Here is a 14,888-nt window from a genome sequence, read left to right as displayed (position 1 = left end):
AGCCAGTCGGCACGGCTGGCACAGAAGGCAGCAGGTCACCCGCCATGGAGGACGCCATGCCCACCCACCGACGCACCTTTCCTGGGGATCCTCAGGAACTCCGCGCCGCGCGCAGCTGGACCCGAGCCGCGCTGGCCGGCCACCCCCACTCCGACGACGCCGCGCTGATCGTCACCGAACTCGGCACCAACGCCCTTATGCACACCGCCAGCGGCGACACCGCCGGCACCTTCCACGTCACACTCACCGTTTCGGAACTGACCATCGCCATCGCAGTGACCGACGCGGGAGAGGCCAAGGACATCCCCGAAGTCCGGCATCCATCCCCCAACGCCACCCACGGCCGAGGACTGGGCATGGTCGCTGCCCTCGCCGACAACGTCGTCGTCCAGGGCGACAACTCCGGCCGCACCGTCACCGCCGAACTCCGCATCCCGGCAAGCCACAACAGCCATGCGGTCACCGCAGAGCTCTCAGCAGCCACCCACCCCGGAGACCGCCCGTGCTGATGGACAAGCCCCAACGCGGCTACTGGTGCCAGTGCTGGACCGAAGACCTCACCGAGGGAGGGCCGCCGGCACTCCGGGCATCCATCGACGCCTACTCGGCACCCCAGGCAGACAGATGGGTCGCGGTCGCGGTCGCGCTCCGCACCATCTCACCGGCGCTCGATCCCGACGCATCCGACGAGGCGTGGGAGTGGCTGTACAACGGCCGCATCGAAACCAGGAGAGCCCTCCTGCGCGCAGAGCCCTGCACGGTGTCAGTCACCCAGGCCAGCACCCGTATCACCTGGACGATCCGACCAGTGCTCTTCGTGCCGCTCGCTCACCGGCAGGGCATCGAACTCCCAGCGTGCGCGAACAACTTCAAGCCCCACGCGACCGACTGAGTTACAACTTTCTCTACGGGTTCAAGGCGGCTCGCTCCGCTCACCGCGCGCGGCCCGGCCCCCGGCCGGGCCTGCGCTCCTGTCTCCGCCCCGCTCCAGCCCGGCCGGCACCCGTGCCGCGCACATAGCAATCAGGGACTTGAGGCCAGAGAAGGGCTTCCTCGTAGCTGGGGCGGTTGGCTCCGCGGCTTGGGCCACCTCCCCGGTCAGGGTCCCGCATCGAGCAAGACCAGGGGCCCAGTCGTACGCATTGCGGTCGGGCCCAAAGCCTGCCCGAGTTGCCAACCAGCGTACGGTCCCCTGATCACGCTCGACCCCAGGCTGGGTAGACCACCGGGCAAACCCGCTCCGCCAACCTCAGCGCAGTAGCGCCGCGACGACCGATCGCCTGTCTTCGTCGTCAAGATCGGACACTACGCTCATCGCGTACTGATTTGAAATAGCCGGTGTATATATCTTCATCATCGCGTCACGCAGAACGACCACAGACTTCTCAACGGGATCAATCACTTCACACTCTGCAGCACACGCCCCTAGTGCTTGACGAGCAGCGAGAAATATAGACCTGGCTGACGGGCCTTGAAATCCCGTGACATGTAGAGACAATGCAATAATCCGCACAATCATGTCGTGCCTGGCCACACTATCGGACGAACCCGCATAGGCGGCTCCGCCCACGGCTCTAGCTACCCAAATTGGGACCGACGCAGAATTCTGGATCCTCGCCTCTTTGAGGAGCGCCTCCAGGATTTTCAAGCCATCGATAACATTAATCCAGGTTGCAGGTCTGCCGATAATTGCGCTGACGCTCCCATCCTCGAAACCCTCATCTCTAGCCATTTCCATGACACGAGGAAGAGAAAGTGGCACATCACCCACATAGCCAGCCATGAGCGAGCGGACACATTCCTCATAGTCATCGGCAGAAATAATCCCCCGCTCGGTCAAGACTTGCAAAATCGAAGGAGTAGATACAACGCTAACCCCAGCAGCCCTTGCTGCACCCCGCAAAGCACTGTCATCTACCCAGAGGCAAAGTCCCGTGCTCTTGGCTAGTTCCATCGGAGAAATCCAAGAATTCACTAGACTCTCAGGCAAGTGCGGCAGGAGTCTCACAGACGGTCGCTCGCGAAGCGTGCTGTTCGCAACAAAATCTACGAGAGATACCGCGTCCCGCGCTCTCTTCTCTGCCAACTCTCCCGGGATATCATAAAATCGCCCCGAATTACCTACTTCATCCCACCCCCAGGTTGAGGTGCTCCGAGGATCGATATAGACGGCCGCTTCCCTCGCATCTTTCAAAACCGCCTCTGTGGTAATCGTGCTTCGAAAGAAGTTAAGCACGGCGTCTCTCATGCGAGCAGGCAACTCGTGCAAAACGACCGCAGCACTCAGGTCGTAAACCACTGATTGACTGAACAGAGTGCGAGCACTGGATACACAAGCAATATTCTCCCGTGCGTCATGACTCCACGCTGTTATCATACCTGCAGATCTAGTAATCAAGGCTTGCGCATATGTCCTCCTTGAATACGTAGACAAGAATCCTGTGGGAAGTTGACCGAGTATGAGGGCCGTCGTCAGTTGCCTGCGCCTCCTAGCCTCCTTCTCATCGACCCTAACCATTGCCGTCATTTGCTTGATTACTTCTTGCGGATCGCTAGCATCCATCCTTTTGAAGTATGGACTATCAGGCCACCGAATGAAGAAACTTTCATGCGCTTGCCTGATCTCGTCTGCTAGTTCATCGGGCAACTCGACTGATTGATATTTCGGCCTGAGGATTGCGAGACATGACTGAGCAGCCACTTCCTCAGAATCCGGGAATTTCCGCATGAGACGCAAACAGCCAGCGACAACACTCTCCACATCACCATTCGATTCGACATTAAGATGTATCCACGCATTGGCTTCAGCAGGAGTAGATGCCTCCAAGGCGAATGGATGTTCGCTGAAGGTACGCCATGCGCCATTAGTGTCATCTTGCTGCAGCAGGAGTTGTACTACTGCCCACCTGGCAGAGGCATCCGCCGGCTCTGCAGCCAGTAGAGCACGAAAGAGACGCAGTGAATCTGCACGATCACCATTTTCCAGGGACAGATGTGCAGCCAGTCTCAATGCTTGAGTTCTACCTGACCAGGGAGACGGCGCCATGGCCAACAAATCATTCAACTTGCCGAAGGCTTCATTATGGCGATCAGCGCGAAACAAGACCTGAGCTGCTTCGAACCCATACGACGGGTCCCTAAAATCCGACGCAGCGTTCTCGTACACCTGAACCGCTGCGTCTACGTCATCGATGGATATATAGGCCAAAGCAAGAGATATGGCCGCAGCTTCAGACTCCCGAGCGCTCGATTGCAGGGTGCGCAGGCCGGTGCCCATTCTGCCGCCAGCGATATCCGCAACAGCCTCAATCTCAGCCACCATCTGTGGATGCTCTTCAGCGTATTTAGCTAGCTCTGGTAGGTTCGAGACGCCACATCGAGCGAGGCCATGAAGTGCGACGATCTCCTCATGATCCTCGGTAGCCGCAGCTAGCGCTTCCCGCCACAAGTCCTCGGATTCTCTCCCGGAACGTCGTGACGCAAGTGCGAGGATTCGGGCTCGGTTATACGGGTTAGTGATTGACTCCGCGAGTTTGACTGCTTCTTCAGGCATGCCCAGCGCCAATTTGGCCAAAGCCACAGTCTCACGAACTTCCGCGGAGGCTGCTTCAGATTCCGTCGCTTCGCCAGAGTCGCCGTTAGTCCCGTATATCAAAACACGTTCTACATCACCAGCCTCCAGAAGCGCCCGGCACGCCGTACTGACAGCATCCGCGCTATCGCCGTTCCACGACCTCCTCTCATCACGTGCCCTGAGCGCCAAGTCCGTTGCTTCGTTGAGGTCAGAGAGAGGTTGAAGTGACCAGGACCGCCGAGCTCTCTCGATAAGATATCTCGCCTTTTGCAACGCGAATCCCGGTAGCCACTCTTCGCTAAGCATCCTCTCTGTCACCTGGATAGCAGAGTCGAGCATTTGTTGAGTAATGCTGTTTTCGCCGGGCGAAACGAAGATGTGTTGATACTTGAGATTGAGCCAAATCCCTCGGTCCTCGGTATCGGTGGGCTCCCAATCACTAAGGGCGGCATCCAGTGACGGCCAATCTTGATCTAGCAACGAAAGAACTGCTCGCAGGGAAGGATCTTGCTGGGTGACGTCGGTCGGGATCCTCTCGACAATGGATCTGGCTGCAGACCCGTTATCGGTCAGGTAGTAATATGAGGCAGCACGTGACCATAGCTCCCAGGTCTCATCCGTCGACTCAGCGGCTGCTTCGTACAATCGGGCCGAAAAAACACGATAGCCATAAGAACTCGCCAGAATTGCTAGAGATTTCAGTCCTGCCACAGATGCAGTTGAGATCCAGGCGGGCGGCTCCTTCTCCCAGGACTCCAAAACATCGGTTGGCGTGACATCAATAGCCGTGAAAGAGTAAATTACCCGCCCAACCTCGCCGGGCTCTTGCCTCCAGAGATCAAAGAGGGGACCCCTGTCCCTCGTGGGCAGCTGTTTAAGCCTGTCCTGGATATCTACAGTGCTCTGTACAGCATCGTCATCCGAACTCCGGTTCGTTGCAACGTTGTGAGCGAACCATATCCCCTTATCTTCTTTCGGTGCCCACACTCCTCCGTCATGTGCGATGTGCTGCGGACGCTGTCCAACACATGCGCTTTGAAGTGGTGCTCTTAGATCTGTAGCTCGTAGATGAGGGCCAGCAACTGGAATACCATCACGCAGTATTGAAATAATCGTTTTTGTGAAGATGCCATCGAAGGCCGGCTGATCGGCAGCGGCTGTGAGCATTTCATACCGCCTAAGATGTGCCCCAAGCCCCACCTCACGCCATTGTGACGCCTGCTGCGCCCCTCTCCCCGATTGGCACGTATCCAGCAAAACACCCAGGCCGTCAAGGTTTCCATGCATTCTCAGGTTCTCTTTGAGAGACTGGGAAAGATGGAGATCCTTCCGGGACGATCCAGTTCCTTCGGAATCCTTGGTGAGAAAATAGAAATCCTCATCAATTGCGATCCCGTGCCCAAGGAAGGCCAAAATTAGCAGCGCACCTGCATCGTTGGCTTGTTGAAACGCCGTTTCAATGTGCTCCAGAGCCGATTCGCGCTCAGGATCAAGCAGGAGCCCCCCAGCTGCAGGTTGACAGTCTCCTCGCTCTGAGTCGACGAGGATCTGGAAGAGATCCGTACCCAGTTGCGGGACGAAGCTCAGGGGCGACAGGGCGTCACACTGAGAGGCTACGACAAGCACCATGCGTTGCTGCATGCAGCAAGGATGGCCCATCAGGCCACATCGCGCGAGGTTTTTCCGAACTTTCGCCCAGGAGACGTCGGTCAGTGTGACACAGTTGGATCATGGCCACCGTTGCTCTCGTTCATGGTATTGCGCAGGAACAGCGCTCAGCAGATGCTCTTGAGGCTGAGTGGGTCCCTGCTTTGGCTGGAGGGATCCGCAATGCCGGATTTCATGACCTCGCTGACTCGTTGTGGCGGCATCAGCGCCCGGGAGCTCTAGAAGTTCGCATGGCATTCTATGGTAACGAGTTCATCAAGCAAGGCAGTCAAGGTATTGATGGTGCTCCACCATTCGATCTCGACGAAAGCCTCATAGATGAACTGGCAGCCGAGTGGCTGAATAATGCCCTAGAGTCCAGCAATCCGAGGGATGCAGGAAATGCCGAGATGGAGCTGGCCGCCCTAAACGCTAGAGGTGAAAGTCAGGGCATTATGCGCGGCGCTTCACTGCTTGCCAACGGTCTCGACAGGATCCCTTGGATGACTCGGGGCGGGTTGGCTGTTGCCGGAAGGTTTAACAAGGCCCTAACTCAGGTCGGAGCGTACCTCTCAAGCCCTGTGCTCCGATCCAAGATTCTTTCGCGGGTGAGTGCAGTGATTGACGATGACACGAAAGTGGTAGTGAGCCACAGCTTGGGATCTGTAGTGGCTTACGAGGTACTCCGCGATCGATCCATTCCGATTCCTCTATTTATAACCCTCGGGAGCCCTCTAGCGCTCCGAGCTGTTCGCAGCCGTCTGCAGTTCGAACCTAAGTACCCTGCCGTGAAGAACTGGATCAACCTGGTTGATCCAGATGACGTGGTAGCGGCGCGCCCCAACATCCAGAATTTTTTTAATTTGGCTCGCCCTTCAGGTTCTAAATTCGACAGCACCTATACCGTCGATAATGGCGCGAGCCCGCATGATGCACGCTTTTATCTTGGCAAAGAGCCTGTTGCTGTTTCGGTATCGGGAGTTCTGGTGGGCAGCTAACGACCTGGTGCCGCCCTGTCGAACGCACAAGCATTCGATTCACTGCCCATCGCGAGCTGCTCTACAGCAACCTCCATGACAACCGCAGCCAACCCGTCAGCAGGCCCTCATGACCCAGCCGAGCAGCTCACGGGACCCCAGTGATTACTGGGCCGATAGTTTCGGGAAGAGGTCGTGCGGGGGATCACGGGGAATGGCGGGGCCCAAGTCGTCGACCAACCAGCCGCTGTAACCGCTCTGCCGCAGGTCAGCCCGCAAGCTCCCGACGAGAACTCAAGCTTCCCAAGCCGAGGGCTTAGGCTCCGTCGCGATGGGCCGGCCGTCGGTGCTTGCTCTGGTCGACGACACAGGTAGCGTGGCTGAGGCCGGTGGGGTGCAGCGAGGCATACGCGTGCGTGATCGGCTGGCGCACCGACCGTCGTGGCTGACTGTCGTCGGCTGAGGTTCGTGCCGCTGCCGTGCCAGATGCAGAGGTCAGCCACGGTCAACGGCGGCGTCTAGCAGTCGAGTTCTCGGCAGCCTGACCAGGGATCGAAGCTCCAGGTCAGCGGCCCCGTTCCACAGCCGCCCTCCTAAAGCGGGTGTCGCCGGTTCGAATCCTTCCAGGGGCACCACGTGCTAACCCCGCTGACCTGGTGGTTCTCTCCCAGGAAGGCGGCCTGTTCTACGCGTAGGGTGGGGTCAACCTCATACGCTTCCGAGCAGTATCGGCATTCGCCGTCTCTCACGACGCGAGCACTCCGCGCTTCGTCAATTAAGCCGAACGCCCAGTTCGCGCCATAACCGGTCATTGTTCGTCGTGGGCTGAACCTTCGTTCGCCTACTCGTGGTACCTCCCATGCGAGTACGTTCCGGTATCTCCCGACGGCCTCTCCGCAGCGCCTCCCACCTGTGTTGACGCACCAGACGGAAGCATTGCGTAGCGCGCCCAGTCAGACCGTTCGGGACGTCCGCGACGAACACATTCAGCAACGTGCATGGCGCCGAATCTGTGGAACGGATCCGGTCATCCTGCCCGAAGCTCGTTGTTGCGCTCCTGATCGACCCTCATCCTGGAACGTTCGTCAGCGGCCGAGAGGAGAACGGTGAACGATCCGCGACGCCACGCGAGTGATCCCGATGTCATCGGGCAGACAGCGGGGCTGGTCAACTTCCTGCGCGACATGGTCCACAGCAGCCACCAGCGGCAGCGTGACGACCGCAGCCGTGAACGCGTGTGGCTGGCCAGGCTGCCGGAGTCCGTCCGAAGGCCGGCACCGCGCCCTGACGGCGTGCTACTGACGCTCGACCACATGCCGCAGAGTGCGCCGCCCGACCTGCCCGACTCGCTCGACGGCTGGGTCGAGCCGACGCGCTGCCTGGACCCCGATGGGGGTGATCCGCCTCTTGCGGAAGAGGGGCCAGGGGGCGAACTGGTGCGCGTTGCGGACGAGAGGGAGCGGCCGACGGACGAAGCCAGCCTGCGTCGTGAAGACGCCGGTGACGTGCTCCGGGCCTACGGAACGTGGCTGGATCGCTGGCGCCGGTGGGCGGCACGGGAGCATGCGGAACGGCCGCTCCGCGAGCTCTACGATCGGTTGTACGCGTGGCACCAGAAGCTGGCCCGGGAGGACGATCAGACGGAACTCGTCATCAGCATAGGGCTTTTGACCTGGGCTGCCCCGGACGGTGACGTAGTGCACCGTCATCTGTTCACCCACCGGGTGGAGACGTCGGTGGATCGCCGGACGGCGCGGCTGACAGTGCGGCTGTCGTCGGAGAGCGCCCTGCGTCTCGAAGACCAGGACTTCCTGGACAGTGACGACGGATGGGTACGCGAGCGCGGGGCCGCTCTCTCAGAGGAGATCACGGCTCGCGGGATGGATCCACTGGGGCCCGAGGCACTGGAGCAGCTCGCGCAGTGGCAGGAGCGGGCGACCACACGGCCCATGGGCTTCAGCGCAGCGTGGGAGCCACCCCGCGCACCCGAACCGGGGGCGCGTCTCACCTACGCACCGGCACTGGTCATGCGCCCACGCAACCTCAACTCGCTGCTGCGGTTCTACGACCACATCGCCGAGACGGTGGCCTCAGAAGGCCGGGCCCCGCTCGGCCTGGCCCAGATGGCCATGAACATCGAGACCGCCGACCGCTCCACCTGGGACGAGCTCCAGAGGGCACCGCTCTTCGGTGACGATCCCCTCTTCCCGGGCAAGACGAACGCTCAGCAGCGCAGTGTGCTGGGGCGCCTGGAACACGACACCGGTGTGGTGGTCCAGGGGCCGCCAGGGACAGGCAAGACCCATACGATCGCCAACCTTGTCTCGGCATTGCTCGCACAGGGCCAGCGGGTACTCGTCACCAGTGCCCGCGACCAGCCGCTCACCGTGTTGCGGGACAAACTTCCCCAACCAGTGAGGGACTTATGCGTCCTGCTCCTCAGCTCCACTCGTCACGGCGGCGAGGGCGAGCTGGAGCGCACCATCAACGCGCTCACCGACCAGGTGGCTGCCAGTGACCCCGCCGAACTACGTGCTGAGATCCGCCGTCTCACCGGCGAGCGGGACGAAGTTCGGGGACGGATCGAGACGCTCACGGAGCAGGTGATCTCGCTCCGGGAGGCCGAGTACCGGCATCGGAGCGTGGCACCGGGATATGCAGGAACGCTCGCCGAGATCGTGGAGCGGATCCATGCCGGTGCCGAGGAGTTCGGATGGATCGGCCACCTGCCCGACACCGCCGAGGACGTCCCGCCGCTGGCCTCCGAGGAGGCCCACGAACTGCTCGTGCTGCTGCGTGACGGCGCGGGTGAACCGCGTGCCGGCGGCGCGCTTCCCGTACCTGCCGAGCTTCCTTCGCCACGGCACGTCGCGGACGTATTCGCGGCCAGCCGCCTGAGCGATGAGGGTCTGGCCGCGGAGGCTGTCGAGATCCGGAACGTACTCGCCCATCTCGACGAGTCCGTGGCCTCCGAGCTGGCCTCTCTGCTCGACGCCTGCGAGACGGCCCTCCATCACCTCGGGATGCTTGCCGACGCCACACGCTGGGACCCAGGCTCCTGGATCACCCGGGCGCTGACGGACCGGCTCTCCCGGTCCGACCTCGGACTGTGGCGGCGGGTGACAGCCGTCACCGACGACATCCGCGAGGTCGCGCGGGACGTGGATGCGCTGGGTCTGCGCCTGGTGACCGTACCCGAGGAACTGACCGCCCAGAAGGCAGGTCAGCTGACAACGACCGGTGCCGCTCTCCGGGCCCATCTAGCCACGGGCAAGACACTGCGGTCCCGGTTCCCGGGCAAAGCGCAGAAGGACGCCCGAGAGTTGTTGGACTGCTGCACTGTCGATGGCCGTACGCCGCAGACGGCTGAGGATCTGGACGCCGTGCTGGCGCACCTCCGGGCGCACTCCGCGCTTGCTGGCGCGGCCACGCGCTGGCAGCAGGTGAATGCCGCGGTCCCGCCGGGGGACGTGGAGGTGCGGTTGGCCGAACTGACCACACGCGCCGAGCGCCTTGAACACATACAGGCATTCGGTTCGGCTCGAGACCGCGTCGACGCGCTTCTCGTACGTCACGGTGTACGGCTGACGATCGCCTCCTGCCAAGCTTGGCAGGACTTCAACGCCGGTGTCGCCGCGCTCCGTGGCCGACGGACCGCCGACGAGGCCCTTGCGCAGTTGGCCGCGTGGGACGAACTCCTTCGCACTCCCGTCAACGGCACGCAACCGACCACCGAGTCCATAGCCCTGGTACAGGCTCTCCGCGACCAAGATGTGGAGGCTTATGCCGAGGCCCTGGCGGCACTGGCCTCCGCGCACCGGCGGGAGCACCGCACACGTCGGTGCGCCGAGCTACTGGGCGCCCTGCGCGCCGGCCACTCCCTGCTCGCAGGCCGTCTCGTCGACAACGCCGACGACCCCGACTGGGAGAAACGGCTGGGCTCCCTGGGGCGAGCGTGGGCGTGGGCGAAGGCTTCGCAGTTCCTGGACAGGCAGCGCACGCCTGGTCTTGAGGGCAAGCTCGAAGGCGACCTGAGCGAGCACGAAGACCGGCTGGAGCAGGTGACCGGTGAACTCGCCGCGGCTTGGGGCCGGTTGCACTGTCTGGAGCGGATGACGCAGGAACAGCGCTCGGCGCTCCAGGCGTACCGGACACACATGGCGTCCCTCGGCAAGGGCAAGGGCAAGAACACAGGCCACTTCAAAGCCGCGGCACGCGATGCGATGTCTGTGGCCCAGGACGCGGTGCCCGCGTGGGTCATGCCCATCCCCCAGGTCGCCGAGATGGTGCAGGCGAGGCGGGATGCCTTCGACGTCGTCATAGTGGACGAGGCCAGCCAGGCGGGCATGGACGCACTGTTCCTCCTGTGGCTGGCTCCCCGCGTGATCGTCGTCGGTGACGACAAGCAGTGCGCGCCCGCCCTCACGCGCAACGGCCGTCACCAGGCTATCCAGGACAAGTTGGCCGCCCATCTGCCGGACATGCCCAGCCGACTGCGCCAGCTCTACACGCCGCACACCAACCTGTACCAGTTGCTGTCCACCTTTTTCCCGCAGGTGATCCGCCTCGAAGAGCACTTCCGCTGCGTGCCCGAGATCATCAACTGGTCCTCCAGCACGTTCTACAACAACAAGCTCCTGCCCCTACGCCAGTACGGCGCCGAACGGCTGGACCCACTGCGTACCCACTTTGTCGAGGGCGCCGTGGTCGCGGGCCGAGAAAGCCGTGTCCACAACCCCAAGGAGGCTGAGGCCATCGTCGACTGCCTGGCCCGCCTGGCCGAGGACCCCTCTTATCAGGACAAGACCATGGGCGTGATCGTGCTCCAGGGCTTCGGGCAGATCAAGCTCCTAGAGTCCCTCATCGAGCGACTGCCGGTCACCGTGCGCGAGCGTCACCGGATCCGTGTCGGCAACGCGGCCTCGTTCCAGGGCGACGAGCGTCACGTCATCCTGTTGTCCATGGTCGTGACGAACCCGCCGCGCGCAGCGGGCGGGAACAAGAGCGAGCAGCAGTCGTACAACGTCGCCGCCAGCAGGGCCCAGGACCAGATGTGGCTCTTCTACTCTGTCCCGCCGGACCGTCTCAAGCCGCACGACCTGCGGCTCAACCTCCTGACGTACATGGAGAACCCGCCCGCCGCGATGGAGGCCGCCGACAACATCGGACCGGTGCTGCCGGACGTCCGCAGGGCTCCCTTCGACTCGCTCTTCGAACAGCAGGTGTATCTGAAGATCAAAAAGCGGGGCTACCACGTGATCCCGCAGTTCCCGGCCGGCAGCAAGCGCATCGACCTGGTGGTCGTAGGGGCTCGCGGACGTCTCGCCGTCGAGTGCGATGGCGACGCCTTCCACCACGCGACGCGGGAGCAGATCGAGAACGACCAGCGGCGGGGCCGCGAACTGAAGCGCGTGGGCTGGGAGTTCTGGCGGGTACGAGAAAGCGAATTCCGCTTCGATCCCGACGCGGCGCTCGACGGCCTGTGGGAGGAACTCGACCGCCAGGGGATCCAGTCGGCCAGCTACGCACGGTCTACTACAGCCGCCCGGCCGGCTGGTTCCCAAGCCGAGTGGAAGCCGCTCGACCTCTCCTCGGACGACGAGCTCACCGACGAGGAGAACACCGGGGGCGAGCAGACCGACGACCGAAACGACGACGACACCGCAGAGGACGACGCCGTATGACGAAAGAAGCCGTTCTGGGCCCACTCGACGGAAATACCTTGAAGGAGCTGGCCCGCGTCATCTGCGGCGACGACCACCTCTATTACCGCAGAGGCTTCGAGATCGCCCAGTTCTTGGAGAACGCCGGGTGGCGCAATGTACCGGAGTACGACGGCGAGTACCGGGGCGAGTGGACCCTACAGCTCCTCACAGCTCGTCGTGATAGCCCCACCGAGCTGGAGAAGGTCCTGGTCAGACTCGCGGACGCGCGCGAGTACCTCGGCGAACCCGATGTCCTCCCGGCCGTCGTCAACGCCATTAACGCCTTCCTCATCCACGAGGGTTTCCGCCTGGAGAATCCGGGCGGCCGTCCCAGGATCGTTGTTTGCGACCCGGCCATGGCGCACCCGGGCCAGCAGGCACCGGTCGAGCTCAAGGCCACAATGGCCGAGATCATCCGTGAACCACGCATGGCCGCGCTGCTCCAGCGCCGACTGGACGAAGCCCGCACCTGTTACGCCAACGGTGCTCACATCGCGGCCATCATCATGCTGGGCAGCCTCCTCGAAGGCGTCCTGCTCACGGTGATCGATGAGCGCGACGCCTCCCTGTTGGGCAACAGAGACCCCAATTTCATTGGCCTCAAGGTCCTCATCGACATCTGCCGTAAAGCGGGCTGGATCGACATCGATATGGAGCGTTACAGCCAGACACTTCGCGAGTACCGCAATTTCGTCCACCCACGGCGTGAACTCCGCGAGGCGCACACTCCCGACCGAGACACGCTCACCGTGTCCTGGTACGTCGTGAACGGCACACTCAACGACCTCGCGGCCAGCCAGCCCGAAGCCGACGCATAGAGCCCCACGTACGAAAGCCGCAGCGTGGCTGCCAAACCACAGCGCTCAATCCAGGCACATCGGATCACAAGGGGGAGCAGGTTGAAGATCACGACAGAAGTCCTGAGAGACCTTGCGGAGCCGTCAAACGTCTCGGTCCACTCGAACGCGGAACTGGCCGGGGACGTGAGCGTCGCGGCTGCGGACGACGACAAGCAAAGAGAGGAGAAGGAGCTTGATCAGCTTCGCCGTAAGCCTGGGCTACGCGCCATACCGGCAAAAGATCTTGGCCGACTCGCGCAACTCACACCCTGGCATGTGCTCCACTCCTTTGGACGGGCAATCACCTTGGCTCGGCGCGGAGCGGGACGCGGCCTTGCCGAGCACTGGGGCTGCCTGAAGTACAACCAGGCTCTGACCGGGAACGCAGACTCCTTCATGGCCCTCTCCACCGAGGGCAAGGAGACCGCGGAGTACTACAAGGCGCTTCAGTCGGGAGAGCTCGGCACCGGTCTCGCGCTGGCGCTCGCAACACGGCTCCTGAGCAGGCGTTATCCAAACCACTTCGTCTCGATCGTGCCGGCTGACACAGCTCTGCGCGCGGGGTGGGCCCTGACCAGCAGAGACTCCGGCCCGAAGTCGGGTTACCGATACCGACCGCAGTTTTTCGCCGAGGTATGGCGGCCCGGCGAGCCCTCTCGTGTCTTCCCGATCGCATGCAAAGGCAACCACAGCGGGCTCTCGGCCTCTCATACACAGCTCGCCTCGGCTTCCGCCCACGCCGAGGCAGTGCACATCGGAGCATGGGACGAGACACCGTGTCTGGTGTTCAGCACAGAACTCCCACTCGACGGCCCACTGACGGTCCACACCCTGGAGGCGGGCGGAGAAGGAGGGAGGCTGGACGCCCCGGAGCGCGTTCTTGATCACGCGCTGCAGGACGAGAACGTCTATCCCGGCATCCAGCCACCCGCGCAAAGCGACAAGCCCGCGGAGCCCGAACCCGGCTATCACGTGAGTCCCGAACTTTACGGGTGGTTTCATCACGTGCTTGCCCGCACAGCCGCAGCCGGGCTTACGGCCTTCGCCGGAGACACAAGTGCGACCGTCCCGTACCTGACGAAACGACAAGGGCAACGATACTTCGCCGGCTTTACGCACGCGGCCACGGACAGCGTCCAGGATGCACGGCACCGATTCTTCGGCATCGACTTCGTCGGCACCGACCACGTCTTCCGGCTCAACCGGAAGCGAGTCGAGGCGTTCTCCGGAGTCGCGGAGGATCTCTTCCGCCACCTTGAGGAAGGACGGGTGGAACAGTACCGCCGGGAAATCTACGCGCGCCGGTCCACTTGGCCACGCGACGTCTGGGCCCCACGCTGGAACGGTCCCGTCTCCATACATCCTGACGGTTCCGTACTGGCGATGCGCCTACTGCGCGATTAGTCCACGTTGTAGGCAGGCGCTGAGCGGCTGGTCAATGGGGGCGTGGACCATCTGTGGACTCGACCAGGCTCTTCTGCGTGGCTCAGAGGCGTGACCAGCAGCAATGCCGGAGACGCACGGGCCCTCCGGAACCGGGTGCGCAGGTTCGAATCCTGCCGGGGCCCTCGCCCAGGATCAGCAGAAATCAAGCGCTGACCAGGGCGGATGCCGATGGAAGAGGGTGGGAGTCAGTCTCACTGACTCCCACCCTCTTCCGTTGCCTCTCGCTGTTCGTGACACACCTTCGACACACTCGTTTCGGCGGTGAGACGCTCCTGCCATAGCTATGGTGAGGTTGCGAGGGATGAAGGATTGGCCGCTCTGATCGCTGGCGACTGTGGACTGATCGACGCTTTGGCTGCGACCGGCGGTGCGGTATGGGGTGCCCGATAGGGCGCTGTGAGCGCTCTGCGGTCTGCGGTCTGCGGTCTGCACGCATCGCACTGGACAGTCCCATGCCGTGCAGTCGTTGCGGTTGCCGGTGACCGGCTGGCCGACGGCGATGACAAGCCCGGTGTCGACGTCCGAAAGGCGACGCACGGTTGGCAAGGTACCCGCATATCCGCTCCCCGAGCAGGAACCGCTCCGGTCCTTCCCCTGACCAGAGTCGGTCCTGACTAACGTTGCCGTTCCACGGCCAACAGCACCTGCCGTCCGTGGTCGACACGGTAGAACTTTCCCCGTTCCAGCTCATGATATGGAA

7 protein-coding genes are annotated in these 14,888 nt (G+C 62.5%); 6 read left to right on the top strand and 1 reads right to left on the bottom strand.

What is annotated here, in order from left to right; all coding sequences use genetic code 11:
* Positions 1-56: 56 nt before the first annotated feature.
* The gene (locus ACGFT2_RS01785; RefSeq protein WP_393272449.1) at positions 57-509 is read left to right on the top strand and encodes an ATP-binding protein; all 453 of its coding nucleotides are present in this window, start codon (positions 57-59) and stop codon (positions 507-509) included.
* Complete coding sequence (locus ACGFT2_RS01780) at positions 509-892, top strand: hypothetical protein (protein ID WP_393272903.1); 384 nt, start codon at positions 509-511, stop codon at positions 890-892. The genes ACGFT2_RS01785 and ACGFT2_RS01780 overlap by 1 nt, the downstream gene beginning before the upstream one ends.
* A gap of 357 nt (positions 893-1,249) precedes the next feature.
* Here ACGFT2_RS01780 and ACGFT2_RS01775 read toward each other — a convergent pair whose 3' ends face one another.
* Positions 1,250-5,215: a hypothetical protein gene (locus tag ACGFT2_RS01775; RefSeq protein ID WP_393272448.1), complete on the bottom strand. Its 3,966-nt coding sequence runs from the start codon at positions 5,213-5,215 to the stop codon at positions 1,250-1,252.
* 89 nt (positions 5,216-5,304) lie between these two features.
* Between ACGFT2_RS01775 and ACGFT2_RS01770 the strand changes: the two genes are divergently transcribed.
* The 4 genes from ACGFT2_RS01770 (at position 5,305) to ACGFT2_RS01755 (ending at position 14,146) form a co-directional block, all read left to right on the top strand.
* A complete protein-coding gene (locus tag ACGFT2_RS01770; RefSeq protein ID WP_393272446.1) occupies positions 5,305-6,219 on the top strand; it encodes a hypothetical protein in 915 nt (304 codons plus the stop codon).
* Between the two features lie 1,085 nt (positions 6,220-7,304).
* Complete coding sequence (locus tag ACGFT2_RS01765; protein ID WP_393272444.1) at positions 7,305-11,882, top strand: AAA domain-containing protein; 4,578 nt, start codon at positions 7,305-7,307, stop codon at positions 11,880-11,882.
* Positions 11,879-12,721, top strand: a complete 843-nt coding sequence (locus ACGFT2_RS01760; protein WP_393272443.1) for a hypothetical protein — start codon at positions 11,879-11,881, stop codon at positions 12,719-12,721. Before ACGFT2_RS01765 ends, ACGFT2_RS01760 begins: the two co-directional genes overlap by 4 nt.
* An 81-nt stretch (positions 12,722-12,802) precedes the next feature.
* Positions 12,803-14,146 carry a hypothetical protein gene (locus ACGFT2_RS01755; RefSeq protein ID WP_393272441.1) on the top strand — a complete coding sequence of 448 codons (1,344 nt, stop codon included), beginning with the start codon at positions 12,803-12,805 and terminating at the stop codon, positions 14,144-14,146.
* Positions 14,147-14,888: the final 742 nt, after the last annotated feature.

The sequence above is a fragment of the Streptomyces sp. NPDC048514 genome, assembly GCF_043199955.1.
Lineage (GTDB): Bacteria > Actinomycetota > Actinomycetes > Streptomycetales > Streptomycetaceae > Streptomyces.
This window is presented reverse-complemented; position numbering and strand designations above follow the sequence as displayed.

Coding starts and splice junctions, on each gene's coding strand:
- ACGFT2_RS01770 (WP_393272446.1), top strand. CDS start 5,305: ATGGCCACCGTTGCTCTCGTTCATGGTATTGCGCAGGAACAGCGCTCA.
- ACGFT2_RS01785 (WP_393272449.1), top strand. CDS start 57: ATGCCCACCCACCGACGCACCTTTCCTGGGGATCCTCAGGAACTCCGC.
- ACGFT2_RS01775 (WP_393272448.1), bottom strand. CDS start 5,215: ATGCAGCAACGCATGGTGCTTGTCGTAGCCTCTCAGTGTGACGCCCTG.
- ACGFT2_RS01780 (WP_393272903.1), top strand. CDS start 509: ATGGACAAGCCCCAACGCGGCTACTGGTGCCAGTGCTGGACCGAAGAC.
- ACGFT2_RS01760 (WP_393272443.1), top strand. CDS start 11,879: ATGACGAAAGAAGCCGTTCTGGGCCCACTCGACGGAAATACCTTGAAG.